Origin of the sequence: Ectobacillus sp. JY-23 (assembly GCF_023022965.1) — a bacterium.
GTDB lineage: Bacteria > Bacillota > Bacilli > Bacillales > Bacillaceae_G > Ectobacillus.
In genome coordinates this window covers 2000346-2024179 of sequence record NZ_CP095462.1, presented here as the reverse complement: position 1 = coordinate 2024179, position 23834 = coordinate 2000346, and the positions used below count along the sequence as shown (strand labels likewise).

Here is a 23834-nt window from a genome sequence, read left to right as displayed (position 1 = left end):
GAGTTCGGCCGGAATTCAGTCAAGCACATAGGCTGTAATCTTTTTGGCATCTTTATAAGCATTCTCTTTATTGCTTTGCAAAACAACGGTAATAATGCGGCGGCCGTTTTTCTCATCCACAGTTACCAAGGTGTAGCCAGCGCGCTTAGTATGGCCGCTTTTGCTTGCGATGGCGTACGGGTCGTGGTACAGCTCTTTTCGACCATTATTATGTATTTCGGTTTGCTGCGCAGATGTTTGAACGGTTGTTGAAACAGCGTGCATAGCAGACAAAACAGCTGGATAGTGAACAGCTTCTTTTGCAATCACTGCAAGATCATGCGCTGAAGCATGATGATGTTTGCCATCCGCACCGCTGGCATTATGAAAAGTTGCTTGTATCCCAAGCTCTCTTGCACGCTCGTTCATCAGGACAGCGAAGTCTTTTCCTGAACCGGAAATGTGTTCGGCGATAGACTCTGCTACGTAGTCGACACTAATGGTAAGCAACAGCTTGATGGCTTCATCTCGTTTTAACGTTTCACCAACACGTAATGAGATTTTAGCCGAGCCTGCTTCTGTATTACGAGCCTGCTGTGTGATGACGACTTCTTCATCTGGCCTCACTTTCTCCATAACAAGCAATGCCGTCATGAGTTTAGCGAGGCTGGCAGGGGCAACGGGAATATCCGCATCTTTTTCATACAGCACCTCACCTGTGGCAGCATCTAATGCAACCGCATATCTTCCTTTAATAAGCGGCATACTCCTTTGTGAGAGTGCAGAAAGTTTTACAGAGGTTGTGATATAGGTGACGCCAGTAATTAGAAATGTGATTGAGAGTACATGTATCCATCGTTTCAACATAAACAGCTCCTTGCTAGAATAAAAGAGCGCTACTCATGGCTCTTCTTATATCATGCCATGTTTAGCGCGCTCTCTCATCATACATATTCAGCCTTCGCTCATATTTTGTTTGCCGTATTGCTCATTGTTGCCGTGACGACCCTTTTCCGGCAGTTGATTGCTATCAGCACTACCCCTTGCGCTAGCTGCACTCACAGCACCTTTAGAAGGATTTTTCTTTTGCTTACCCATGTTTATCACCTCCGTTTCCTAGCTTTTCCAAATTTAAAGAAGTCATGTAAGTGCAAATAAAAAAGAATCACCTTAGCGATTCTTTTTTGCTCTGTATAAAGTGGTTGTTGATTTCCATTTCTTTCAATCCTCTATACCAACCAACAAGTACAGATTATCAATTAACAAAGCTTATTTTTCAAATGTATAGTTTAAATCCCAAATCACGCCAAACGCGTCCTGTACCTTGGCAAATTTAGCTCCCCAAAATGTATCTTGAAGCTCCATAAATACAATGCCATTTGCGCTGAGACGTTTGTAGAGCGTTTGAATCTCTTCTTCACTTTCCAATTCCAGAGCTAAGGAAATATTGTTACCTTGATGAACAGATTGATTTAAAAACGCATCGGACACCATGAAAAATAAATCATCTTTTTTAAATTGCGCGTGCATGATTTTGTTATCCATCTCTGGAGGTGTCGGAAACTGTGCTTCTCCAAACGTTTGCATGCCGATAATTTCTCCTTCAAATACTTCCTTGTAATACGTCAATGCTTCGCGCGCGTTGCCCCCAAATGTTAAATACGGTGTTGCTTGATGCTTCATCCAAATCTCTCCCATCGTTATGTAGTTGGTTCATATCTATTATAAAAGATGCACATTCAAAAAACAAGAACATTTGTTCTGTTTTAAAAAAGCCACCGACACGGTAGCTTCCGCTGTCTATATGAAAGGCAATGATGCAATATGACAAAATGATAGCAGTGTAAATTTTTATTTTTAAATTTATTGCGAAAATTCATTCAATATCATATATTTAATAGTAGGAAGCTCATTCAGCCGTTGGGAGAAGTTTGCGTAAAAATTGAATGAGCATTCATTCAAGAATTAAGGGGGAGAATGGAATGTTTCAAATTAAAAAAGCAGCCGTTCTCGGATCCGGCGTCATGGGGTCAGGAATTGCTGCACATTTGGCTAACATTGGAATTCCAACACTATTACTAGACATCGTACCGAAAACGCTTACAGCAGAAGAGGAAGCAAAGGGCCTTACGCTAGAAAGCAAAGAAGTCCGCAATCGATTCAGCCACACAGCCGTGCAAAAGCTGTTTAAGCAAAAGCCGGCACCTCTTACTTCTAAAGAAAATGCAGCTTTAATTCAACCCGGTAACTTTGATGACGATTTCTCTCGTCTTGCAGATGTGGATTGGATTATTGAAGTGGTGGTTGAGAATCTTGAAGTTAAAAAACAAGTTTTTGCTCGTATAGATGAAATTCGTAAGTCAGGTACGATTGTTAGTTCCAATACATCTGGTATTTCAGTAGAAAAAATGGCAGAGGGGCGTTCCGAAGATTTCCGCAAGCACTTCCTAGGCACGCATTTCTTCAATCCCCCGCGCTACTTAAAGCTACTTGAGGTCATTCCAACGCAAGACACGTCCACAGAAGTACTAAGCTTCATGAAAACCTTCGGTGAAGATGTACTCGGTAAAGGTGTTGTTGTCGCGAAGGATACACCGAATTTTATTGGCAACCGCATCGGCACATATGGCTTACTTGTCACACTGCAGGAAATGCTAAACGGCGGTTACAGCGTCGGGGAAGTAGATTCTGTGACGGGCCCGCTAATTGGTCGTCCAAAAAGCGCGACATTCCGCACGCTTGATGTGGTAGGACTGGATACATTTGTTCACGTTGCCAACAACGTATATGAAAATGTACAAGAGGAAGAGCGCGAGGTATTTAAAGTACCGGCATTCATGCATGTGATGCTTGAAAACAAATGGCTCGGAAGCAAAACAGGGCAAGGCTTTTTCTTAAAGCAAGGAAAAGAGATTCTAGAATTGAATCCGGAGAACTTGCAATATGAGGCACGTAAAAAACTAAAGGCGCCTTCTGTAGAACTGAGCAAGCAGGAAAAGGGCCTTAATAATAAATTGAAAACGCTTGTGTATGCAAAGGACCGTGCAGGTGCATTACTTTGGAATATTTTAACACCAACTCTTTTATACGCAGCAAAGCTGAACAAGGAAATTGCAGATGATATCGTTGCGATTGACAACGCTATGAAATGGGGCTTTGGCTGGCAATACGGTCCGTTTGAAACATGGGATGCGATCGGTGTTCGCAAGTCTGTTGAAAAGCTGAAGGAACAAGGAAAAGCTGTTCCAATATGGGTACAAGAGATGTTGGACGCAGGCTTTGAAACATTCTATAAGCGCGAAAGCGGCGATGTATTGTATTACGATAACGGTGAATACAAGCTACTCCAGCAAAATAAAAAAGCGATTAGCCTAAAACAATTAAAAGAAAAGAACGGTGTGTTAAAGAAAAATAGCGGCGCAAGCCTTGTAGACTTAGGAGACGGTGTACTTTGTCTAGAGTTCCACTCTCCAAACAACGCAATCGGTATGGATATCACGCAAATGATCAACTATGCGATCGATGAAGTGGAAAAGGGCTATAAAGGTCTTGTTATCGGTAATCAATCCAAAAACTTCTGCGTCGGTGCAAACCTAGCGATGATTTTAATGGAAGCGCAGGATGACAACTATTTCGAGATTGAGTGGGTTGTGAAGCAATTCCAGGATGCAATGATGAAAATTAAATATAGCGCTAAACCAGTCGTTGTGGCTCCTTATGGTATGACACTTGGCGGCGGTGCGGAAATTTGTTTACCGGCTGCAAGCATTCAAGCATCTAGCGAAACGTATCTTGGTCTTGTGGAAGTTGGGGTTGGCTTAATTCCAGGCGGTGGCGGAAACAAAGAGCTGTATATTAAACACCTAAACAAAATGGCAAAAGGTGTGGAGTTCGACCTGCAAAAGGTTGCCAATAAAGTATTTGAGACCGTTGCAATGGCGAAGGTGTCTACTTCCGCACAGGAAGCATTTGAAAACAATTTCCTTGGCGATAAAGATGGCATCAGCATCAATGGCGACCATCTGTTATACGATGCAAAACAAAAGGTCATCGAATTGTTTGAAGCAGGATACAAAGCGCCGATTCGCAAAAAGGTGCCGGTTGTTGGTGAAACAGGATACGCCACGCTTGTTCTTGGTGCACAAGCGATGCATTTGTCCGGCTATATCTCTGAGCACGATTTAACGATTGCGAAAAAACTGGCTTACGTTATTGCTGGAGGTAAAGTACCGTACGGAACAGAGGTAGATGAGCAATATTTACTTGACCTGGAGCGCAAAGCGTTTTTAAGCCTTGTGCAGGAAATGAAGTCACAGGCAAGAATGCAGCACATGCTTGTAAAAGGAAAACCGTTACGTAACTAAGAGGAGGAAAGAACATGAGAGAGGCCGTAATTGTAGCAGGAGCAAGAACACCGGTCGGCAAAGCGAAAAAAGGTTCCTTGGCGACTGTTCGTCCTGACGACTTAGGTGCATTGGTAGTAAAGGAAACATTAAAGCGTGCAAACAACTATGAAGGAAATATAGATGACTTAATTATTGGCTGTGCGATGCCGGAAGCGGAGCAAGGTTTGAATATGGCGCGCAATATTGGAGCGCTGGCAGGATTGTCTCATATGGTGCCTGCTATTACAATTAATCGTTATTGTTCTTCAGGTTTACAAAGTATTGCATACGGAGCAGAGCGCATTATGCTTGGTCACTCTGATGCAGTAATTGCCGGCGGTGCGGAATCTATGAGCCTTGTACCGATGATGGGGCATGTGGTTCGTCCAAACAGCCGCCTTGTTGAAGCTGCGCCTGAATACTATATGGGTATGGGACATACAGCGGAGCAAGTAGCTGTGAAATATGGCATTAGCCGTGAAGAGCAAGATGCTTTTGCGGTGCGCAGTCATCAGCGCGCGGCAGCTGCTTTGCAGGCAGGCCGTTTTGCGGATGAGACAGTACCAGTGGATGTAACGCTGCGCGGCGTGGGTAGTGACAACAAGCCGTATGAAAAATCCTTCACGTTCTCTCAGGATGAAGGTGTGCGTGCTGATACAACGGCGGCAGTGCTTGGTAAATTACGTCCAGCGTTCAATGTGCGCGGTTCTGTAACAGCGGGTAATTCTTCGCAAATGAGCGACGGTGCCGCAGCAGTATTGCTGATGGATCGTGAAAAAGCAGAAAGCGACGGTTTGAAGCCGCTTGCAAGGTTCCGTTCTTTCGCGGTAGCGGGCGTACCGCCAGAAGTAATGGGAATTGGACCGGTAGCGGCGATACCTAAAGCGTTGAAGCTCGCGGGTCTTGAGCTTTCTGATATCGGTTTGTTTGAATTGAACGAAGCGTTTGCCTCTCAATCTCTTCAAGTCATTCGTGAGTTAGGTCTTGATGAGGAGAAGGTAAACGTAAACGGCGGCGCAATTGCACTTGGTCATCCACTTGGCTGTACGGGGGCGAAGCTGACATTATCTCTAGTACACGAAATGAAGCGCAGAAATGAGCAATTTGGTATCGTCACAATGTGTATCGGCGGCGGTATGGGCGCGGCGGGCGTATTCGAATTATTGTAATCATCCGAGCCCTCCTCGGAGGGCTTTCATAAGCATAATGAAAACAGGAGGCATTTCAAATGGAAAAAACAACAATTGGTAGTGCGGTAAAGGGCGGTAGCTTTTTAGTTGATGAAATTACATTCGAGCAAGTGTTCACGCCAGAAGATTACACAGATGAGCATAAGTTAATTGCCAAAACAACAGAAGAATTCGTAGTAAATGAAGTGTTGCCAGAACTTGAGTATCTTGAAAAGCATGAGTTTGATCGCTCTGTACGTTTATTGAAGGAAGCGGGCGAGCTGGGTCTTTTAGGTGCTGACGTTCCAGAAGAATACGGCGGCATCGGTCTTGATAAAATTAGCTCCGCATTAATTGCTGAAAAGTTCTCCCGCGCGGGCGGCTTTGCAATTACGCACGGCGCGCACGTTGGTATTGGTTCACTTCCAATCGTATTGTTCGGTAATGAAGAGCAAAAGCAGCAATATCTTCCTGCTCTTGCAACAGGTGAAAAACTGGCGGCATATGCATTGACTGAGCCAGGCTCTGGTTCTGACGCGTTAGGTGCAAAAACGACAGCTCGTTTGAATGCAGAAGGCACACATTACGTATTAAATGGTGAAAAACAATGGATTACAAACTCGGCATTTGCAGACGTATTTGTTGTATATGCCAAGGTAGACGGCGAACATTTTACAGCGTTTATCGTAGAGCGTGACTTCCCAGGGGTATCTACAAGCCCTGAAGAAAAGAAGATGGGTATCAAATGTTCTTCTACACGTACATTAATTTTAGAAGACGCACTTGTTCCAAAAGAAAACGTACTTGGTGAAATTGGCAAAGGCCACGTAATTGCATTCAATATTTTGAACATTGGTCGTTATAAATTGGGTGTAGGTACAGTTGGATCTTCCAAGCGTGCACTTGAAATCTCTGTACAATATGCAAATCAACGCCAGCAATTTAAGCAGCCGATTGGTCGCTTCCCGTTAATTCAAGAAAAGTTGGCGAATATGGCTGCGAAAATCTATGCAGCAGAGAGCTCTGTATATCGCACAGTAGGTTTGTTTGAGGCTCGTATGAGCACATTAACAGATGAAGAAGTGAAGAATGGTAAAGCAGTAGCTGATTCTATTGCTGAATATGCGATTGAGTGCTCTTTGAATAAAGTATTCGGTTCTGAGGTTCTTGATTACGTGGTGGATGAAGGTGTACAAATTCACGGCGGCTACGGCTTTATGGCAGAGTACGAGATTGAAAGAATGTACCGTGATTCCCGTATTAACCGTATTTTTGAAGGAACAAATGAAATCAATCGTTTGATTGTACCTGGCACATTTCTTCGTAAGGCAATGAAGGGTGAACTTCCGCTGCTTCAAAAAGCGCAGCAATTGCAAGAAGAGCTTATGATGCTTATGCCGGAAGAAGTGGGCGATGAGCCATTGGCACAAGAAAAGTACTTGGTGCGTAATGCGAAGAAAATTGGCTTGATGATTGCCGGCCTTGCAGTACAAAAGTATGGCAAAGCGCTTGATAAAGAGCAAGAAGTACTTGTGAATATTGCTGATATCGTTAATAACCTGTACGCCATGGAATCTGCAGTCCTTCGTACAGAAAAAGCGATTAAAACAACAGGTTTGGAAAAGAGCAACCAAAAGCTGCTTTATACACAGGTATTCTGTCAAGAAGCGTTCAACGAAATTGAAGCGCATGCAAAGGAAACGCTAATTGCAACAGAAAGCGGCGATACACTTCGCATGATGTTATCAGCATTACGTAAATTTACACGTTACACACCAGTAAACGTAATTGCGAAGAAACGTGAAATTGCAGCGAAATTGCTAGCAGAAGAGAAATACGCTCTATAACAACAAAGCCCCCTCAGCCGAGGGGGCTTTTACATTATCGTCCTAGCAATACAAATCCAGATGGCAATGAGCTATTGATTAAAACCTTTGCTTCGTCCGCCCGTTTATCACAGTAAGAGGAGAGGCGGCGCAATTCGGCGTCTACATATGCTGGATGGCACATGATCTCAATGACAGAACCTGTTGTACTCTCAAGCTTGTTGAAATAATCAAGTGTTACGCCGTCGCCGTAAAAATCGGTACGGAGTTCGTCTGACAGCCGATTGATTGCTTTTTCTGGAGAAAAGCCGTTGCGAACCGGTAGACCGTATTTTTGGGATAGGCGCTGAATAACAGGAAAAAGCGGCTCCCAGCAGTGAATATGATGGTGACTATCCAAATGAGATGGTTCTAATCCGTAAGAAAGAAACTTGTGAATTTGTGCCTCCCATTCTTGTTCAGCAGCAATCACATCCACCGTTTCGTCCCCGTAGCGATTAGAAAGGCGAAATGTACCGTCTGCTTTAGTCAATGATGGCGCATCAGAAACAGGCTTTCCGCATGTAAGTGTTAGATGAATGCCAACACGAAGACCAGGATTCGCTTTTGCCAGCTCGGCGGCATGTGAGGCAGCAGGCATGTTGACCAGCATAGTAGTAGAATTGACCAGCCCATAGCGGTAGCAATCTATAATGGCATGGTTTACACCGCGTGTGAGCCCAAAATCATCTGCGTTTACCAATACTTGAATCACTGTGTTTCCTCCCCCTAGTATGTTCGTTCAATTACGAAATTCGCTTTGTCTCCTCTAAAAAACGTTTTAGAGTATTCAATAATAGATTCATCCTCCAAATAAGCAAAGGTCTCAATGTAAAAACAAGGTGCATCGACCGGTATATCAAGTTTTTCAGCGATATCCTCGTCCGCCATGAAGAGTTCCATATGTTCCACGGTACGCTTTATTTTTAAGCCAAACTGTGTATCAAGCAATTTATATAATGATTTTTCGCATTCTGCTTGATTTAGACCCGGCGTTTTATGCCAAGGCAAATAGGCAATTTCATATTGTAAAGGGGTGCCATCGGCGTAACGAACGCGCTCAAGCTTGTTAACAGGATCACCTTCCTTTATATAAAGGTGCTTTTCAAGAACAGAATCTGCCGGTATTACTTCTAAACTAAGAACGTGAATGGATGGACTGCGCCCCTGCAGGGAGACTTGTTGGTTAAAATCGCCGGATGTGGCGGTTAATGTTTGTTTAATTTTATTCTCAGATACAAATGTACCACGTCCCTGCACACGGTATACGTACCCCTCTACCGTCAGCTGCTGCAAGGCGGTACGGACAGTTGTTCTGCTAACATTGAATGTATCACAAAATTCCGCTTCTGTTGGTAATTGTGTATGAGGTGCGTATTCTCCTTTTTTAATTAGGTGAATGATTGCGTCCTTTACTTTTGAATGCAACGCTTTGCCTTCCTCTATATCCTTCAAATGAATCATCTCCTTTAATCCAACCCTTTCCTGAATCACCTTTACGTTTGAAATGAAGTACCGTGTTACAGCGACTACATCTCATTTTCTTCCATATTGTTACATTGTATCATCATTCTTCATTTTACCACAAACAAATTGAAATTTGTAACAACAAATTAAGAATAAAAGAAAGTCAATACGAATTAATTGTTATTACAAATATATATAGACAAACAAAAATTTGTATGATACATTTTGTTTAAGTAATCGCTTACAAAAAGAAAGGGGTCTTGGTATGAAGCTCAAAGTAGTCATCATTGGAGGCGGCTCAAGCTACACACCGGAAATTGTCGAGGGCTTCATTCAGCGTCATCGCACCTTTCCGGTTACGGACTTAGTACTTGTTGATATCCCGGCAGGACAAGAAAAGTTGGAAATTGTAGCTGCATTGGCACAACGTATGATCCATAAAGCCGGCGTTCCTATTCGTTTATCGTGGACACTAGATCGAAGAGAAGCACTTCTAGATGCGGATTTTGTTTCTACGCAAATCCGCGTTGGTGGTCTTGCCGCACGGGAAAAGGATGAACGCATTCCGCTTAGTCACGGTGTAATCGGGCAAGAAACCAATGGTCCTGGTGGCGTGTTTAAAGCGCTTCGTACAATTCCTGTACTTTTGGATATTTGTGCGGATATACAAGACGTTTGTCCGAATGCATGGTTGATTAACTTTACTAATCCAGCGGGAATCGTGACAGAAGCCTTGTTAAAGCATAGTAAACACAAGCGTGTCATTGGTGTATGTAACATTCCATTCAACATGAGAACCGGGGTAGCGGAAATTTTAAGCTGCGATGCACGTGATGTGGAAATTGAATTCATTGGTCTGAACCACTTTGTGTTCGGCAAGCGTGTATTTGTTCGAGGCGAGGACCGAACCAAGGAGGTACTCAACAAATTGCTGGCGAAGGAAATGGATTATTCACCGGCCAATATCGTTTCGCTTGGCTGGACCAAGGAATTTATAGAGTCTCTTGAGATGTTGCCAAATCCATATCACCAATATTATTTCCAAAGAGACGAGGTGCTAGAGAAAGATATAAGAGCCTTCCGTGAAAATGGGACGCGGGCAGAGGTTGTGCAGAAAGTAGAAAAAGAGCTTTTTCATAAATACAAAGCTGTAGAACTGCAAGAGAAGCCGAAGGAGCTAGAACAGAGAGGGGGTGCATATTATAGCGACGCAGCATGTAATCTCATGAACAGCATTTATAACAATACAGGTGATGTGCAAACGGTCAATGTGCAAAATAACGGAGCGATTGCGGATTTACCTGCAGATGCGGTGGTGGAAGTAAATGCAATTATAACTAAACATGGTCCTAAGCCCATCGCGGTCGGAAGGTTGCCGCTCTCGGTTCGAGGTATGATTCAAAACATGAAAGCGTTTGAAGAACTTGTGATTGAAGCGGCTGTTACAGGAGATTACTTAAAGGCCTACAAAGCAATGGTAATGAATCCATTGGTGACAAGTGATAAAAAAGCCAAATTAATGCTGGATGAATTGCTGGAGGCGCATAAGGAGTATTTACCGCAATTTCAGCATAGTCGCGCCTATGTACAAAACAGATAATGCTAGATAAGTAGGGAGGAAAATTCGTGAATATTTTGTTGGTGTGTTCTGCAGGTATGTCAACGAGCTTGCTTGTTACGAAGATGGAGGAGGCTGCTCGTAATAAAGGGATTGCAGCGAAAATTTGGGCTGTTTCAGGTGATGCAGCTAGAGAACATATAGAAGAGGCTGACGTTCTTTTGTTAGGTCCACAAGTACGCTACTTGCTAGGAGCTATGCAAAAACTCGGCGCAGAAAAAGGGGTAGCGGTTGATGTTATCAACACGATGCATTACGGCTTAATGAATGGTGAAGCTGTATTGGAGGCTGCTGTAGCATTGTGCAATTCATAAGAGGAATGGGAGAGCACGCAAAACAGAAGAGGGGGAAAGGGAATGATGGGATTTATTGAAAAATATATTATGCCGGCAGCTGTAAAACTGGGCAACAACCGTCATTTGTTAGCAATTCGTGATGCACTAATTGGGATGATTGCCATTACGATGATTGGTTCCTTTGCCGTATTGTTCAACAACTTAGGCGGCGCAATACCTGGTTATGATAAGTTGATGTTAACTGTTTTCGGTGAAAACTGGAAAACGCTCGGCGGCGATATTTGGTGGGGCACATTCGCGTTTATGACAGTGTTTGCAGTTATCGGAATTTCTTATAAACTGGCGCGTTCTTACGGTGATGATGGCTTTGAAGCCATGCTCATTTCGCTTGCTACTTATTTTGTTCTTGTGCCGCAAATCGCGAAAGTCACATTAACAATTGATGAGAAGCCAGTTTCTGGTGACGCTTGGGGCTTGGTACAATGGTCATACTTAAACTCAACAGCTTTATTTACAGGTATTATAGTTGCTATCATCGCAACAGAGATTTTTGTACGACTAGCAAAAGTGAAATATTTAGTGATTAAATTACCGGACGGTGTTCCTCCAGCAGTATCACGGGCATTCGCTAAGCTGTTACCAGGGATGATGACGATTTTCCTATTTGGTCTGTTCGGTGTACTATTCCGTATCGCAACAAACGGACAATACGTAAACGACTGGTTGAACAAAGTATTGGTTGCACCGCTGACGAATGCAGCTGATTCACTGCCATTTGCGTTGTTGCTTGCCTTTTTGATTCATGGCTTCTGGATGCTTGGTTTACACGGAACCAATATCCTAGGCGGCATTACCACACCATTATTTACGCAGCTAGGTAATAAAAATATTGATTTAGCAGCTCAAGGTGTGAAGGATCTTGATAAATATGCTATCATGGCAGGCCCTTACTTTGATGCATTTGTATTCCTTGGTGGATCAGGAGCGACAATTGGTTTATTGATCGCTTTGTTTATCGCATCTAAAAAACGCAGGCAAATCGTAGCACTTGGAACGCCTCCTGGTTTGTTCCAAATCAATGAACCCGTGATTTTCGGTCTACCAATTGTATTAAACCCTATCTGGCTCATTCCATTTGTAGCGACACCTATGGTATTGACGGTTACATCTTATTTGGCAATTGACTGGGGTCTTGTGCATCCAGTCGTAACAAACATTCCTTGGGTAACACCTCCTATTCTAGGTGGTTACTTAGCAACAGGAGGACATGTGTCGGGAGCGGTAATGGCTGCTATCAATTTAGTAATTTCTGTTGTCATTTACTTACCGTTCGTTATGATGCAAGAGCGCCTTGACGCAAAAAAAGTACAAGAAACGCAAGTGAACGGTACAAACTTTACAGCATAGGAGGATTTGCAGGTGACAGAACTTAATACAACGCAGCAAGCCGCATTTCAACTTATTCTGTATAGCGGCAATGCGAGAAGCTATGCGATGGAAGCAATGCAATTGGCACGCCAGGGTGCATTTACAGAGGCGCGTACCAAGCTTGAAGAAGCGAAAAGAGAGCTCAAAGAAGCGCATCATGCACAAACTTCTTTGATTCAAGCTGAGGCGAGGGGAGAAAAAACAGAGCTTTCTGTGCTATTGATTCACGCACAAGATCATCTCATGAATGCCATTACCGTGAAAGAGCTGACAGAAGAGATTATTTATTTGCATGAGAAAATGGAGAAATAAAAACAGGCCGGTTTCGGCCTGTTTTTGTGCTATTGAATACCAACGGCATCAAAGGCTTGTTTCACAGAAGAGACTTCTGCTGAGCTTGCGCCATACAAATCAGCTGCCGCTTGCACAACAGAAGCGCGCGCTTGGCTGAAGTTTGTAGATGACGTGAAGTATGCGGTGTTGGCGCGATAGAAAATTGCACCCATCTTTTCACGACCAATGCCTGATACCCTCACACTATAATGTGTGCCACCTTCTGCTAGCAGGTAAGCAGCTTTATTGATAATACCGCTATTGATATGGACACCGCCATTATCTTGTGTGCCCGTATAACGCTTAGAGTAGTGATCAGGATCTCCGTACTTCGCCGGGTTGCTCATAGAGCGTAAAGCGTCTCCTTGTGTTTTTGGTGTGTATACATCCTCGCCGATTTCATAATCTGGATTATTGTTATCGTAATACTCTACGAGCGTTCCGAAAATATCAGATAGTGCTTCGTTCAAGGCACCTGACTCGTTTTGATAGATTAGGTTGGATGACTTTTCTGTTACAGCATGCGTCAATTCGTGCGCGATAACATCAAGTGCGCCGGAAAGTGGAATGAACGTTGTCCCATCACCATCGCCATACACCATACGTTGTCCATCCCAAAAAGCATTGTTGTAATTTCTTCCATAATGAACAGTAGAGAGTAAAGCAGCTCCTTTGTTATCATAAGAGTTGCGATTGAAGACACTTTTATAGTAATCATACACTTTACCAGCGTAATAATGCGCATCTACTGCTGCCCGGTCATAGGTGGCATTTAGGATTGCATCGGCGTCGGTCCATAACGTACCTGGGAGGCGTGTTCGGTTTTTGGCATCGTATGTGAATACACCTTGCCCTCTTGTGTTATCTTGCAGATAGTAAGAGGAACCGGACTGTGTCATATTTAAAGTTCTTGTGATGCCAAGCAAGCTGGTTCCTGTTCCTGTTACGTTTGTACCTGTAACGTGGTGAATCTTATTGAATTTGTTTAATATCTTTCCAGTACTTGCGTCTACAAAGTAGTCATAATTACCAGGCTCTGGATGTAAAAAATGCAGGTTAACATGATATGCATATACAGCCTCTTCGCCATTTGTATATATAACAAGTGCTGCTGTCGGTTTGCTTTCGTATTCGGGCTTTAGCCCAAGGTCTTTTTCGGCCGTAGCAATTGCCTTAGTAGGGCTAACTCCTTTGCTTGTTAGTTTTAACGTTTCTTTCTGATGAAGATTACCAGCAACTGTTCCGGCTACCACCGTGAGTACACCTTTGCTGTTTACGTGCGCGACTTGTGTTGAGCCCCAAACGGGCAAGCCGTTAAACATTTGTTGTAGGTAAAGAATTGTTGTATTTGTTTGATCGGTCTCGGAGCGAATGATTTTGAAGGAGTTCTCTGCGGAATCACTGATATTGTAATTAGCTTTTTTCTGGTTGAAGTAATCCATAATAATGCGTTCCGGCTTTTTTGTGGAAGGAGATGAAAGTTGTCCGGATACAAACTCAGGTGAACCAACTGCTTCATTGAACTTTTTAACAGACAATACATTCGGTGCGAGATAGGATGGGGAATTTGCAGCACTGACACCGGAACCTAGCGCACTTAAGGCCAGTCCCATTGTTAAGGTGAAGCACAAATGTTTCTTTTTCATTGAAATGCCCCCTTTAATATGTAATATCTAGCACACACATCGTATAACGAGAGAGAACAAATGAACATAAAAAGAATTCTTGTGTTTTTTACAAATACTGATATATTTGAGGGGGAAGAAAGTGACAAGTAATCAAAGCTTGTATCTTTTTAAAAGAATGTAACGAAAATCATCGAAAAAAAACAAGAATCATAATAATGTGTTTTTTTTATGTTGGTTTTCACAGTTATAGCTATTAGCTGTATGGAAAATATAATTTTTGCAGGATACATGAAGAGTGTGACGAATGTATATAAAGTTTGGATGTAGGATATGAAAAATGTATAGCTCTGTGTTAAAATAGGGCATAAAGAAGAAATGGGTGAAGAGATGACAGTAACATTTTATACATATCCCAAATGCGGAACATGTCAAAAAGCAAAGAAATGGTTGGATGAAAAGGGTGTTGCGTATGAAGTAATTCATCTGGTAGAGAATCCACCAACGAAAGAAACACTTGCGATGCTGTACGCAACAAGCGGCTTAGAGCTGAAGAAGTTTTTCAATACAAGCGGTATGAAATATCGCGAGCTTGGACTAAAGGACCGTTTAAAGGATATGAGCGAAGATGAGATGCTCGCTCTTTTGGCTTCTGACGGTATGCTAATTAAGCGACCGATTGTGTCTAATGGTGAAAAAGTAACTGTTGGCTTTAACGAAGAGCAATTCGAGAAAATGTGGTTATAAGGGAGAAATACCGATTTGGTATTTACATAATAATAACACTCACATGGAGGGGACTTACATGAGCATTCCTAAAGAATTACGCTATTCAGAAGAACACGAGTGGGTTAAAGTTGAAGACGGTAAGGTAATTGTTGGTATTACTGATTTTGCACAACACGAGCTTGGCGATATTGTATTCGTAGAGCTTCCAGAAGTTGGGGCGGAAGTAAAAGTAAACGAGCCGTTCGGCAGCGTTGAATCAGTTAAAACGGTATCTGAGCTGTATGCACCTGTAAGCGGCAAAGTAGTACAGGTAAACGATGCGCTTGGAGATAGTCCTGAGCTTGTAAATGAATCACCGTATGGAGACGCTTGGATGATCGTGCTAGAAGTATCCGACATGAGTGAAGTAGAAAGCTTGATGAATGCAGAGCAATACGAAGAAATGACAAACCAAGGCTAACGCCTACAGGCCCTACCGCATCGCGGTAAGGGCCTTTTTAAACTGACCGGAATAAGCATGAAACTGACCGGAATAAGCATGAAACTGACCGGAATAAGCATGAAACTGACCGGAATAAGCATGAAACTGACCGGAATAAGCATGAAACTGACCGGAATAAGCATGAAACTGACCGGAATAAGCACAACTTGCATAAAGAATGCCTATTTTTCGCACAAAAAGTGGATATTTGTTTTTATATGAAAGCGGGAAAGCTACAGAAAAGTGTCGCATTCCACAACAGACAGGAAACAAGACGAAAGTACAGAATATACTATATACTAAAGTTGTATCATAGTCCAAATGAGTCAGGTGATGCCGAGTGATAGAAGTGGAAAAAGTGATAATTGTGGAAGGGAAATCAGATAAGAAAAAGATTGCGACACTTATTAAAGAGCCTGTAGAAATTGTGTGCACCAACGGCACCATCAGTTTGTCTAAGCTAGATGATATGATTGAACAGTTTTTTGATAAAGAAGTGTACGTCCTTGTCGATGCCGATGAAGCCGGGGAAAAGCTTCGCAAGCAATTTAAACGTGAATTTCCACATGCGGAGCATCTGTATATTGACCGCTCGTATCGTGAGGTGGCGACAGCGCCTGTGCAGCATCTTGCCAGTGTTCTGTTAGGAGCGGACATTGATATTTACACCGAGTATTTGTAAGGATGGATAGCATGATAGAGTGGACGGAACAAGAAGCAATGAAACGGGCAAACGAGCCGAGTAAGACAGTGTTATATGCGCATACGCCGCTTTGCGGAACATGTCAGCTTGCGAAAAAAATGCTGACGGTTGTGGAAGCGGCTTTGCCTAGTTTAGAAATTGGCATGGTAGATCTCAATTATGCGCCAGTTTTGGCGCGTACATACGAAATCGAAAGCGTACCTTGCTTATTGGTGCTACATGAAGGAAAAGTGTACAAGCAAATTTATGCGTTTCGCTCAGTGGATTATTTATATCATGAGCTAAAATGACAGCTCGACATATTTCTTGGGAAATACAAGGGAATTTGTCGAGTGGTTAGACAAGGAACAAGCTGCACGAATAGGGAATAAGTATTAAAAAATCGTGCGGGAGTGATTCGAGTGAAGGAGCGATTGTTGTCATTTATTGAATATGTCAATGCACAGGATTATGTAGGACCTTTGTTACCGATTCAGGAAATTAAGGTGCGTGTTGATATGGGAAACGAAGCTTGTACGTTGCATATTTCTAAGACAGGGCTGCATATTTCAGAAGCATCCGATGTGAGAGATTGTCTCCAATTTGTACATGAAGATGATTTACGATCGCTTACAACGGGTATGCGTCTGCAGATGCTCGTAAGAATGAAAGGAGCAAGGTATCAAGGGGCATATCGTACATTATTACTGCTTGAATCACTCTTTTATCTGTATCGTCCCGCAGCATAAAATCCGGCCGTAGCGCCGGATTTTTCTATATATATTGCTAATAATTAGTAAAAATAAAAAAATCAGAAAAAATAACTATTTTCCTATTGACAATATAATCAGACATTGATAGAATTCAAAACATGTTATGAAACAATATTATTTTCATACAATAAATCGGATGACTATGTCCGATTTCTCTTATCAAGAGAGGTGGAGGGACTGAGCCCTGTGAAGCCCGGCAACCGTCAACAATCGTGTTGAAATGGTGCCAATTCCTGCAAAGCGTATGCTTTGAGAGATGAGAGAAAGGCTTATTGACGAATGCTCAAAACCTTTCTGCTCACGCGCGGAAAGGTTTTTTTCATGTAAACAGGTCACCAAAAGCCAGCTGTAAGCAGGACGTTTCGGGGCAGATTATAGACGTATAAAGAAAATGGGGTGAAGACATGATCGTACTTGAACAGGTACAAAAAATATATCGTGCCAAGCATGGCAATGTAACAGCTGTGCAGGATGCGAGTTTTACGATTAAAAGCGGTGAAATCTTCGGAATTATTGGGTACAGTGGTGCCGGTAAGAGTTCCTTAATTCGTATGCTGAATCAGCTTGAGAAGCCAACAGCAGGACGCATTTCAATTGGCAATCGTGTGATTTCTGCAATTACAGGAAAAGAGTTGCGCGAGGCGCGTCAGGAAATTGGAATGATTTTTCAGCACTTTAACCTATTATGGTCTCGCACCGTTCGTGAAAACATTGCATTTCCATTAGAAATTGCAGGTGTTGCTAAAGAGGAGCGTCAAAAGCGTGTTGATGAACTTATTCGTCTTGTTGGTCTAGAAGGTAGAGAGAATGCCTATCCGTCACAATTGAGCGGCGGACAAAAGCAACGAGTGGGAATTGCACGCGCTCTTGCCAATAACCCAAAAGTATTGCTTTGCGATGAAGCAACTTCGGCACTAGATCCGGAAACAACAGATCAAATTCTGGATTTGCTTTTGGACATTAATAAACGTTTAGGACTAACCATTGTTTTAATCACGCATGAGATGCACGTTATCCAAAAGATTTGCGGTCGCGTCGCAGTGATGGAACAGGGACGTATTGTTGAGATGGGCGAAGTTCTTGAAGTGTTCCGCAATCCACAGCAAGAAATCACCAAGCGCTTTGTCAAGCAAGTAACAGATGTTGCCGATACGACAGAAGCAATTGAGCATCTAACAGAGAAGCATCCTGGCGGCCGGATTGTTCGTCTGAAGTTTACAGGGGAGTCGATCGAGCAGCCATTCTTGTATGAGATGATTCGCAACAATAATTTAGAAGTGAACATTTTGCAAGGGAAAATCTCACAAATGTCAAACGGCTCCTACGGCAATTTAGTTGTACAACTGAATGGTGCGCAGGAGGAGATTGATAAGGCAATTGCCTTCATGAAGGAAAGACGTGTAGATATGGAGGTAATTACAAATGGATAAGTTATTTCCAAATGTAGATTGGGCGGAAATGGCCCTTGCTTCTTGGGAAACGTTATATATGACAATCATAGCGGCTGTGGCAACCTTTATTCTCGGCCTTGTGCTAGGTCTGCTGCTGTTTATGACGGGCAAGGGAAATCTTTGGGAAAACAAGCCGTTAAACACAATTATCGGTGCGTTTATCAACATTTTTCGTTCCATTCCATTTATTATTTTAATTATTTTGCTGCTGCCATTTACTAAGGTGGTTATTGGCACAATTTTGGGTGCCGATGCTGCGCTCCCTGCTTTAATCATCGGATCTGCACCATTTTATGGTCGCATGGTGGAAATCGCACTTCGTGAGATTGATAAAGGTGTGATTGAGGCATCAAGAGCGATGGGAGCAAGCACAAGCACAATTATCTTTAAAGTATTGATTCCAGAATCTATGCCCGCACTTGTATCTGGTATTACCGTTACAACAATTGCGCTTGTTGGCTATACAGCCATGGCCGGTGTAGTAGGAGCAGGAGGACTTGGCAACTTAGCATATTTAGAAGGCTTTCAGCGTTCGAACAATGATGTGACCCTAGTTGCCACGGTGCTGATTTTGGTTATTGTGTTTATTTTGCAATTCATTGGCGATCGTATTACAGCCCGCCTTGACAAGCGATAGAATACTTTGGTGCTCTGCACCGAAGTTTCTTATAAAAACAAAATTCAAAATTTTTAAAAAGGAGATAAAGAGACATGAAAAAAGTACTATTCACAGCTTTTACTGCTGTATTCGCGTTTTCACTTGCTGCTTGCGGAGGAAAAGAAGATAAACTGGTAATCGGCGCATCTAACGTACCGCATGCGGAAATTTTGGAGAAAGCAAAGCCGATTCTTGAAGAAAAGGGTGTTGATCTTGAAATCAAGAAATTCCAAGACTACATTTTGCCAAACAAAGCACTAGCTGATAAAGAGATTGATGCAAACTACTTCCAGCACATTCCTTACTTAGAGCAACAAATGAAGGAAAAAGGCTACAAATTTGAAGTAGCAGGAAAAATTCACATTGAGCCAATCGGTATTTACTCTAAAAAATATAAAAACTTAAAGGATCTACCTGAGAACGCAGAGGTTATTATGAGCAGCTCTGTTGCCGACCATGGTCGTGCATTGTCTCTACTGCAAGAAGAAGGGTTGATTAAAATCAAAGACGGTGTTGATAAAACAAAAGCAACTGTAAAAGACATCGCAGAAAATAAAAAGAACTTAAAGTTTAAAACAGATGTAGAAGCAGGGTTACTTCCAAAAGTGTATGAAAACAAAGAAGGCGACATTGTTCTTATTAACACAAACTATGCAATTGATGCAGGCTTAAACCCACAAAAAGATGCAATCGCGTTAGAAGGCTCTGAGTCTCCTTATGTAAACATCATCGCAGTACGTGAAGGTGACAAAGACAAAAAAGGTATCAAAGAGCTGGTAGAAGTACTACATTCTAAAGAGATTCAAGATTACATTAAGAAAGAATATAAAGGTGCGGTTGTACCTGTAAGCGAATAATCAAAAAGAGGTGGCATTGTCCGCCTCTTTTTGTCTTTATTGCACGTCTGTTGTAGAAAGTGGCGAATTGTTGCCAAGAGTAGCCGAATTCTCGCCGAAAGTGACTGAATTGATAAAGAAGAAGTTTTCTCTGCTTATAAATAACAACAAATGCAAAAGATAGTAGATGTGAAAAAATTGTTACATTTTAAAGCTGTTTGATATATCATTTTATTTGATATAAAATAAGAATGAGAATAAAATGAGAATGATAAGTTTTCAGGAGAAATTCAAATTTATATAGAGAAAACTGGAGGTATAAGAATGGCTGGTTCTACTTTAGTAATCAAGGACTTACATGTATCCATCGACGACAAAGAGATTTTAAAAGGAGTTAACCTGGAAGTAAAGGGCGGCGAAATCCATGCAATCATGGGACCGAACGGAACAGGTAAATCCACATTATCTTCTGCGATCATGGGTCATCCTAAATATGAAGTAACATCTGGAAGCATCACGCTTGATGGTGAAGATGTATTAGAAATGGAAGTAGATGAGCGCGCGCGCGCAGGTCTGTTCCTAGCAATGCAATATCCAAGCGAAATTAGCGGGGTAACAAATGCGGACTTCCTGCGCTCTGCAATGAATGCACGCCGTGAGGAAGGCGATGAAATTTCTTTAATGAAGTTTATCCGCACGCTTGATAAAAACATGGAATACCTAGAAATGAATCCGGAAATGGCACAGCGTTATTTGAACGAAGGCTTCTCCGGCGGTGAGAAGAAGCGTAACGAAATTTTACAAATGATGATGATTCAACCGAAGATTGCTATTCTTGATGAAATTGATTCCGGTTTGGATATCGATGCGTTGAAAGTTGTTTCTAAAGGTGTAAATGAAATGCGCGGCGAAGAGTTCGGCTGCTTAATCATCACACACTACCAACGCCTGCTTAACTATATCACACCTGACTATGTACACGTAATGATGAATGGTCGTGTTGTGAAATCCGGTGGTCCTGAGTTGGCGCAACGCCTAGAAGCGGAAGGATACGATTGGATTAAAAAAGAATTGGGCATCGAAGACGAAGCAGAGCAAGAAGCGTAAGCGAGGGGGATATAAATGACAATCGGTACACTACCATTCGACCAAGATTACATTCGTCAATTGGCCGGCAATGAAGCGGCATGGTTGACAGAATTCCGCTTACAAGCACTTGCGCAAGCTGAGACGCTGCCAATGCCGACTCCTGACAAAACAAAAATTGACAAGTGGGATTTTGTTGGTACAGGTCGCACGGCGACGCAAGAGCCTGTTCGCTCCCTAGAAGAGCTTCCGGAAAGCATTCAAAAGCTGTTAACGGAAGAAACTAAGAATGTTCTTGTACAGCGCAGCGGTACACGCGCATACACAGAGCTTTCACAAGAAGCACAGGACAAAGGTGTTATTTTTACAGACATCATTACAGCTGCAAGCGAGCATGCAGACCTTTTACAAAAGTACTTGATGAAAGATGGCGTAAAAGTTGACGAGCATCGTCTGACTGCACTTCATGCAGCACTTATCAACGGCGGTGCATTTGTATACGTACCGAAAAACGTTGTATTGGAAACGCCTTTGCAAGCAATCTATGTAATGGACGGCGAAGTGAACGCGTACAACCACGTATTGGTGGTAGGAGATGCAAACAGCTCCTTTACCTACGTGGAAAACTATGTAGCGGATGAAAATGCGTCCGGTATTGCTAACATCATAGCAGAAGTTATCCTAGAGCCGGGTGCACAGGTTAAATTTGGTGCGGTTGACTTGCTGGCAAAAGGCATGACAACATATGTGAACCGCCGTGGTTTCATCGGCCGTGACGCACGTGTAGAATGGGCGCTTGGCTTGATGAACGAAGGAAATACAATCTCTGAAAACATTACGAACCTGATTGGTGACGGTTCTTTTGCAGATACAAAAACAGTAACAATCGGACGCGGTGAGCAAACACAAAACTTCACAACAAAGGTTGTTCACTTCGGTAAGCACTCCGAAGGCTTTATCTTAAAGCACGGCGTACAAAAAGACAGCGCAACATCTATTTTTAATGGTGTGGGTAAAATCGAGCACGGCGCTTCTAAATCCAACGCACAGCAAACATCTCGTGTATTGATGCTGAATGAAAAAGCACGCGGTGACGCGAACCCGATTCTTTTAATTGATGAGGATGATGTAATGGCAGGTCACGCTGCTTCTGTTGGACGCGTAGATCCTACACAGCTTTATTACTTGATGAGCCGCGGTATTCCGAAAAGAGAAGCGGAGCGTCTTGTGATTCACGGCTTCTTGGCACCTGTTGTAAATGAACTTCCAATTGAAGGAGTTAAAGCGCAATTAGTAGAGATTATTGAAAGGAAAGTTCGCTAATGGATATTCAAGAAATACGCAAACAGTTTCCGATTTTGCATCAGCAAGTAAACGGCAAACAGCTTGTATATTTGGATAACGCTGCGACATCTCAGAAGCCCATTCAAGTGATTGAGGCTTTAGATCAATACTATAAGGGTTATAACTCCAATGTGCACCGCGGTGTTCATACGCTCGGTACGAAAGCGACCGATGCGTATGAAGGTGCGCGTGAAAAGGTTCGCAAGTTTATTAATGCGAGCTCAATTGAGGAAGTTGTATTTACGCGCGGTACAACAACGGCGCTGAATATGATTGCCAGTAGCTACGGTATGGATAACCTAAAGGAGGGCGATGAAATCGTCATCTCTCATATGGAGCACCATGCCAATATTATTCCTTGGCAGCAAGTCGCAAAGAAAACGGGTGCGACATTAAAATATATTCCTCTTCAGCCAGACGGCACCATTTCTCTAGCTGATGCAGAACAAACGATTACACCAAGCACGAAAATTGTTTCCATTATGTATGTGTCCAACGTACTAGGAACAATCAACCCAATCAAGGAGCTAGCGCAAATCGCTCATAAAAACGGTGCAATTATGGTAGTGGATGGTGCGCAAAGTGCACCGCATATGAAGGTTGATGTACAAGATTTGGACTGCGACTTTTATGTGTTCTCCAGCCATAAAATGTGCGGACCTACGGGTGTTGGTGTAATGTATGGTAAAAAAGACATTCTAGAAAATATGGAGCCAGCTGAGTTTGGCGGTGAAATGATTGATTTTGTGGATTTGTATGAATCTACATGGAAGGAATTGCCGTGGAAGTTTGAAGCGGGTACACCGATTATCGGTGGTGCCATCGGTTTGGGCGCGGCAATTGATTTCCTAGAACAAATTGGCATGGATAACATTGAAAGACATGAGCAAGAGCTCGCGCAGTATGCGATGGAACGGATGTCAACAATTGAGGGCATTACGATTTATGGACCAAAGCATCGCGCTGGTCTTGTGACGTTTAATATTGATGATGTGCATCCACACGATGTGGCGACAGTGCTTGATGTAGAAGGGATTGCAGTTCGTGCGGGTCACCACTGCGCGCAGCCGCTTATGCGCTGGCTGAAGGCTTCGGCAACGGCGCGTGCGAGCTTTTACATTTATAATACCAAAGACGAAGTCGACACATTTGTTGAAGCACTAGTCAAAACAAAGGAGTATTTCACAAATGTCTTCTAATAATCTAGATGCATTATATCGCCAGGTAATCATGGATCATTATAAAAAACCTCGCAATCGCGGCGTTTTAGAAAATGACAGCGTGACAGTAAACTTAAACAATCCGACATGCGGCGACCGCATTCAGCTAACGATGAAGGTGGAAGACGGCGTTGTCCAGGATACAAAGTTTGAAGGAGAAGGCTGTTCCATCTCTATGTCCTCCGCTTCCATGATGACACAGGCTATTAAAGGTAAGAAAATTGAAGAAGCATTAAGGCTTGCCAAAATTTTCTCCGATATGATGCAGGGCAAAGAGTACGATGACAGCGTAGATTTAGGCGATATTGAAGCATTGCAGGGCGTATCCAAGTTTCCAGCGCGCATCAAGTGTGCGACACTGGCGTGGAAAGCGATGGAAAAGGGTTTGAACGAACAGCAGTAATGCTTT

The 23834-nt window shown here is 42.8% G+C and carries 25 protein-coding genes and 1 riboswitch; of the genes, 19 read left to right on the top strand and 6 right to left on the bottom strand.

Annotation, left to right across the window (positions count from 1 at the left end):
* Positions 1–15: 15 nt before the first annotated feature.
* The 3 genes from MUG87_RS10565 to MUG87_RS10555 all read right to left on the bottom strand — a co-directional run bounded on the left by MUG87_RS10565 (position 16) and on the right by MUG87_RS10555 (position 1662).
* Entirely contained in the window at positions 16–846 is an 831-nt protein-coding gene (locus tag MUG87_RS10565) for a D-alanyl-D-alanine carboxypeptidase family protein (protein ID WP_247081846.1), read from the bottom strand.
* Positions 847–933: 87 nt separating this feature from the next.
* Positions 934–1077, bottom strand: a complete 144-nt coding sequence (locus MUG87_RS10560; protein WP_247081844.1) for a YuzL family protein — start codon at positions 1075–1077, stop codon at positions 934–936.
* 171 nt (positions 1078–1248) lie between these two features.
* Positions 1249–1662: a VOC family protein gene (locus tag MUG87_RS10555; protein WP_247081842.1), complete on the bottom strand. Its 414-nt coding sequence runs from the start codon at positions 1660–1662 to the stop codon at positions 1249–1251.
* 299 nt (positions 1663–1961) lie between these two features.
* Here MUG87_RS10555 and MUG87_RS10550 point away from each other — a divergent pair, with 299 nt between their 5' ends.
* From MUG87_RS10550 to MUG87_RS10540, 3 genes are read left to right on the top strand one after another with little or no spacing between them, the layout of a single operon-like run.
* The gene (locus MUG87_RS10550; RefSeq protein WP_247081840.1) at positions 1962–4343 is read left to right on the top strand and encodes a 3-hydroxyacyl-CoA dehydrogenase/enoyl-CoA hydratase family protein; all 2382 of its coding nucleotides are present in this window, start codon (positions 1962–1964) and stop codon (positions 4341–4343) included.
* A gap of 14 nt (positions 4344–4357) precedes the next feature.
* Positions 4358–5533, top strand: coding sequence for an acetyl-CoA C-acetyltransferase (locus MUG87_RS10545; protein WP_124564453.1), 1176 nt, complete (start codon positions 4358–4360; stop codon positions 5531–5533).
* 59 nt (positions 5534–5592) lie between these two features.
* A complete protein-coding gene (locus MUG87_RS10540; protein ID WP_247081838.1) occupies positions 5593–7380 on the top strand; it encodes an acyl-CoA dehydrogenase family protein in 1788 nt (595 codons plus the stop codon).
* Between the two features lie 34 nt (positions 7381–7414).
* On the opposite strand, the gene chbG is transcribed toward MUG87_RS10540, so the two are convergent.
* On the bottom strand, positions 7415–8113 hold the full coding sequence (chbG, locus tag MUG87_RS10535) for a chitin disaccharide deacetylase (RefSeq protein ID WP_247081836.1): 699 nt from the start codon (positions 8111–8113) through the stop codon (positions 7415–7417).
* Positions 8114–8127: 14 nt separating this feature from the next.
* The gene (locus MUG87_RS10530) at positions 8128–8862 is read right to left on the bottom strand and encodes a GntR family transcriptional regulator (RefSeq protein WP_247081834.1); all 735 of its coding nucleotides are present in this window, start codon (positions 8860–8862) and stop codon (positions 8128–8130) included.
* Between the two features lie 268 nt (positions 8863–9130).
* Here MUG87_RS10530 and MUG87_RS10525 point away from each other — a divergent pair, with 268 nt between their 5' ends.
* Genes MUG87_RS10525 through MUG87_RS10510 form a run of 4 tightly spaced genes read left to right on the top strand, consistent with a single transcriptional unit; the run spans position 9131 to position 12519 of the window.
* Entirely contained in the window at positions 9131–10465 is a 1335-nt protein-coding gene (locus MUG87_RS10525) for a 6-phospho-beta-glucosidase (RefSeq protein ID WP_247081832.1), read from the top strand.
* Positions 10466–10491: 26 nt separating this feature from the next.
* The gene (locus MUG87_RS10520) at positions 10492–10797 is read left to right on the top strand and encodes a PTS sugar transporter subunit IIB (protein WP_247081824.1); all 306 of its coding nucleotides are present in this window, start codon (positions 10492–10494) and stop codon (positions 10795–10797) included.
* Positions 10798–10839: 42 nt separating this feature from the next.
* A complete protein-coding gene (locus MUG87_RS10515; RefSeq protein ID WP_247081822.1) occupies positions 10840–12186 on the top strand; it encodes a PTS sugar transporter subunit IIC in 1347 nt (448 codons plus the stop codon).
* Between the two features lie 12 nt (positions 12187–12198).
* Positions 12199–12519, top strand: a complete 321-nt coding sequence (locus tag MUG87_RS10510; protein ID WP_247081820.1) for a PTS lactose/cellobiose transporter subunit IIA — start codon at positions 12199–12201, stop codon at positions 12517–12519.
* Between the two features lie 29 nt (positions 12520–12548).
* Here MUG87_RS10510 and MUG87_RS10505 read toward each other — a convergent pair whose 3' ends face one another.
* The gene (locus MUG87_RS10505; protein WP_247081812.1) at positions 12549–14186 is read right to left on the bottom strand and encodes a M4 family metallopeptidase; all 1638 of its coding nucleotides are present in this window, start codon (positions 14184–14186) and stop codon (positions 12549–12551) included.
* Positions 14187–14555: 369 nt separating this feature from the next.
* Here MUG87_RS10505 and MUG87_RS10500 point away from each other — a divergent pair, with 369 nt between their 5' ends.
* From MUG87_RS10500 to sufU, 12 genes are all read left to right on the top strand, one after another.
* On the top strand, positions 14556–14912 hold the full coding sequence (locus MUG87_RS10500) for an arsenate reductase family protein (protein ID WP_247081810.1): 357 nt from the start codon (positions 14556–14558) through the stop codon (positions 14910–14912).
* Between the two features lie 58 nt (positions 14913–14970).
* On the top strand, positions 14971–15354 hold the full coding sequence (gene gcvH, locus MUG87_RS10495) for a glycine cleavage system protein GcvH (protein ID WP_247081809.1): 384 nt from the start codon (positions 14971–14973) through the stop codon (positions 15352–15354).
* A gap of 361 nt (positions 15355–15715) precedes the next feature.
* A complete protein-coding gene (locus tag MUG87_RS10490; protein WP_124564449.1) occupies positions 15716–16057 on the top strand; it encodes a toprim domain-containing protein in 342 nt (113 codons plus the stop codon).
* Between the two features lie 11 nt (positions 16058–16068).
* Positions 16069–16368 carry a thioredoxin family protein gene (locus tag MUG87_RS10485; RefSeq protein WP_247081807.1) on the top strand — a complete coding sequence of 100 codons (300 nt, stop codon included), beginning with the start codon at positions 16069–16071 and terminating at the stop codon, positions 16366–16368.
* Between the two features lie 111 nt (positions 16369–16479).
* A complete protein-coding gene (locus MUG87_RS10480; RefSeq protein ID WP_247081805.1) occupies positions 16480–16806 on the top strand; it encodes a hypothetical protein in 327 nt (108 codons plus the stop codon).
* A gap of 177 nt (positions 16807–16983) precedes the next feature.
* A riboswitch (SAM riboswitch) is annotated at positions 16984–17093 on the top strand.
* A 141-nt stretch (positions 17094–17234) separates the two neighbouring features.
* The gene (locus MUG87_RS10475) at positions 17235–18260 is read left to right on the top strand and encodes a methionine ABC transporter ATP-binding protein (protein ID WP_247081796.1); all 1026 of its coding nucleotides are present in this window, start codon (positions 17235–17237) and stop codon (positions 18258–18260) included.
* Positions 18253–18918, top strand: coding sequence for a methionine ABC transporter permease (locus MUG87_RS10470; RefSeq protein WP_247081794.1), 666 nt, complete (start codon positions 18253–18255; stop codon positions 18916–18918). The genes MUG87_RS10475 and MUG87_RS10470 overlap by 8 nt, the downstream gene beginning before the upstream one ends.
* A gap of 74 nt (positions 18919–18992) precedes the next feature.
* Positions 18993–19796 (top strand): methionine ABC transporter substrate-binding lipoprotein MetQ, encoded by an 804-nt coding sequence (gene metQ, locus MUG87_RS10465; protein ID WP_247081792.1) that lies wholly within the window; start codon positions 18993–18995, stop codon positions 19794–19796.
* A gap of 303 nt (positions 19797–20099) precedes the next feature.
* Entirely contained in the window at positions 20100–20882 is a 783-nt protein-coding gene (gene sufC / locus MUG87_RS10460; protein WP_124564442.1) for a Fe-S cluster assembly ATPase SufC, read from the top strand.
* A gap of 15 nt (positions 20883–20897) precedes the next feature.
* The gene (gene sufD, locus MUG87_RS10455) at positions 20898–22184 is read left to right on the top strand and encodes a Fe-S cluster assembly protein SufD (RefSeq protein ID WP_247081790.1); all 1287 of its coding nucleotides are present in this window, start codon (positions 20898–20900) and stop codon (positions 22182–22184) included.
* Positions 22184–23404: a cysteine desulfurase gene (locus tag MUG87_RS10450; RefSeq protein ID WP_247081788.1), complete on the top strand. Its 1221-nt coding sequence runs from the start codon at positions 22184–22186 to the stop codon at positions 23402–23404. The genes sufD and MUG87_RS10450 overlap by 1 nt, the downstream gene beginning before the upstream one ends.
* Positions 23394–23828 carry a Fe-S cluster assembly sulfur transfer protein SufU gene (gene sufU, locus MUG87_RS10445; RefSeq protein ID WP_247081786.1) on the top strand — a complete coding sequence of 145 codons (435 nt, stop codon included), beginning with the start codon at positions 23394–23396 and terminating at the stop codon, positions 23826–23828. The genes MUG87_RS10450 and sufU overlap by 11 nt, the downstream gene beginning before the upstream one ends.
* Positions 23829–23834: the final 6 nt, after the last annotated feature.

Excerpts from the sequence above, each read along its gene's own strand:
- MUG87_RS10565 (WP_247081846.1), bottom strand. The coding sequence starts at position 846 with ATGTTGAAACGATGGATACATGTACTCTCAATCACATTTCTAATTACT.
- MUG87_RS10560 (WP_247081844.1), bottom strand. The coding sequence starts at position 1,077 with ATGGGTAAGCAAAAGAAAAATCCTTCTAAAGGTGCTGTGAGTGCAGCT.
- MUG87_RS10555 (WP_247081842.1), bottom strand. The coding sequence starts at position 1,662 with ATGAAGCATCAAGCAACACCGTATTTAACATTTGGGGGCAACGCGCGC.
- MUG87_RS10550 (WP_247081840.1), top strand. The coding sequence starts at position 1,962 with ATGTTTCAAATTAAAAAAGCAGCCGTTCTCGGATCCGGCGTCATGGGG.
- MUG87_RS10545 (WP_124564453.1), top strand. The coding sequence starts at position 4,358 with ATGAGAGAGGCCGTAATTGTAGCAGGAGCAAGAACACCGGTCGGCAAA.
- MUG87_RS10540 (WP_247081838.1), top strand. The coding sequence starts at position 5,593 with ATGGAAAAAACAACAATTGGTAGTGCGGTAAAGGGCGGTAGCTTTTTA.
- MUG87_RS10530 (WP_247081834.1), bottom strand. The coding sequence starts at position 8,862 with ATGATTCATTTGAAGGATATAGAGGAAGGCAAAGCGTTGCATTCAAAA.
- MUG87_RS10525 (WP_247081832.1), top strand. The coding sequence starts at position 9,131 with ATGAAGCTCAAAGTAGTCATCATTGGAGGCGGCTCAAGCTACACACCG.
- MUG87_RS10515 (WP_247081822.1), top strand. The coding sequence starts at position 10,840 with ATGATGGGATTTATTGAAAAATATATTATGCCGGCAGCTGTAAAACTG.
- MUG87_RS10505 (WP_247081812.1), bottom strand. The coding sequence starts at position 14,186 with ATGAAAAAGAAACATTTGTGCTTCACCTTAACAATGGGACTGGCCTTA.
- MUG87_RS10500 (WP_247081810.1), top strand. The coding sequence starts at position 14,556 with ATGACAGTAACATTTTATACATATCCCAAATGCGGAACATGTCAAAAA.
- gcvH (WP_247081809.1), top strand. The coding sequence starts at position 14,971 with ATGAGCATTCCTAAAGAATTACGCTATTCAGAAGAACACGAGTGGGTT.
- MUG87_RS10485 (WP_247081807.1), top strand. The coding sequence starts at position 16,069 with ATGATAGAGTGGACGGAACAAGAAGCAATGAAACGGGCAAACGAGCCG.
- MUG87_RS10475 (WP_247081796.1), top strand. The coding sequence starts at position 17,235 with ATGATCGTACTTGAACAGGTACAAAAAATATATCGTGCCAAGCATGGC.
- MUG87_RS10470 (WP_247081794.1), top strand. The coding sequence starts at position 18,253 with ATGGATAAGTTATTTCCAAATGTAGATTGGGCGGAAATGGCCCTTGCT.
- metQ (WP_247081792.1), top strand. The coding sequence starts at position 18,993 with ATGAAAAAAGTACTATTCACAGCTTTTACTGCTGTATTCGCGTTTTCA.
- sufC (WP_124564442.1), top strand. The coding sequence starts at position 20,100 with ATGGCTGGTTCTACTTTAGTAATCAAGGACTTACATGTATCCATCGAC.
- sufD (WP_247081790.1), top strand. The coding sequence starts at position 20,898 with ATGACAATCGGTACACTACCATTCGACCAAGATTACATTCGTCAATTG.
- MUG87_RS10450 (WP_247081788.1), top strand. The coding sequence starts at position 22,184 with ATGGATATTCAAGAAATACGCAAACAGTTTCCGATTTTGCATCAGCAA.
- sufU (WP_247081786.1), top strand. The coding sequence starts at position 23,394 with ATGTCTTCTAATAATCTAGATGCATTATATCGCCAGGTAATCATGGAT.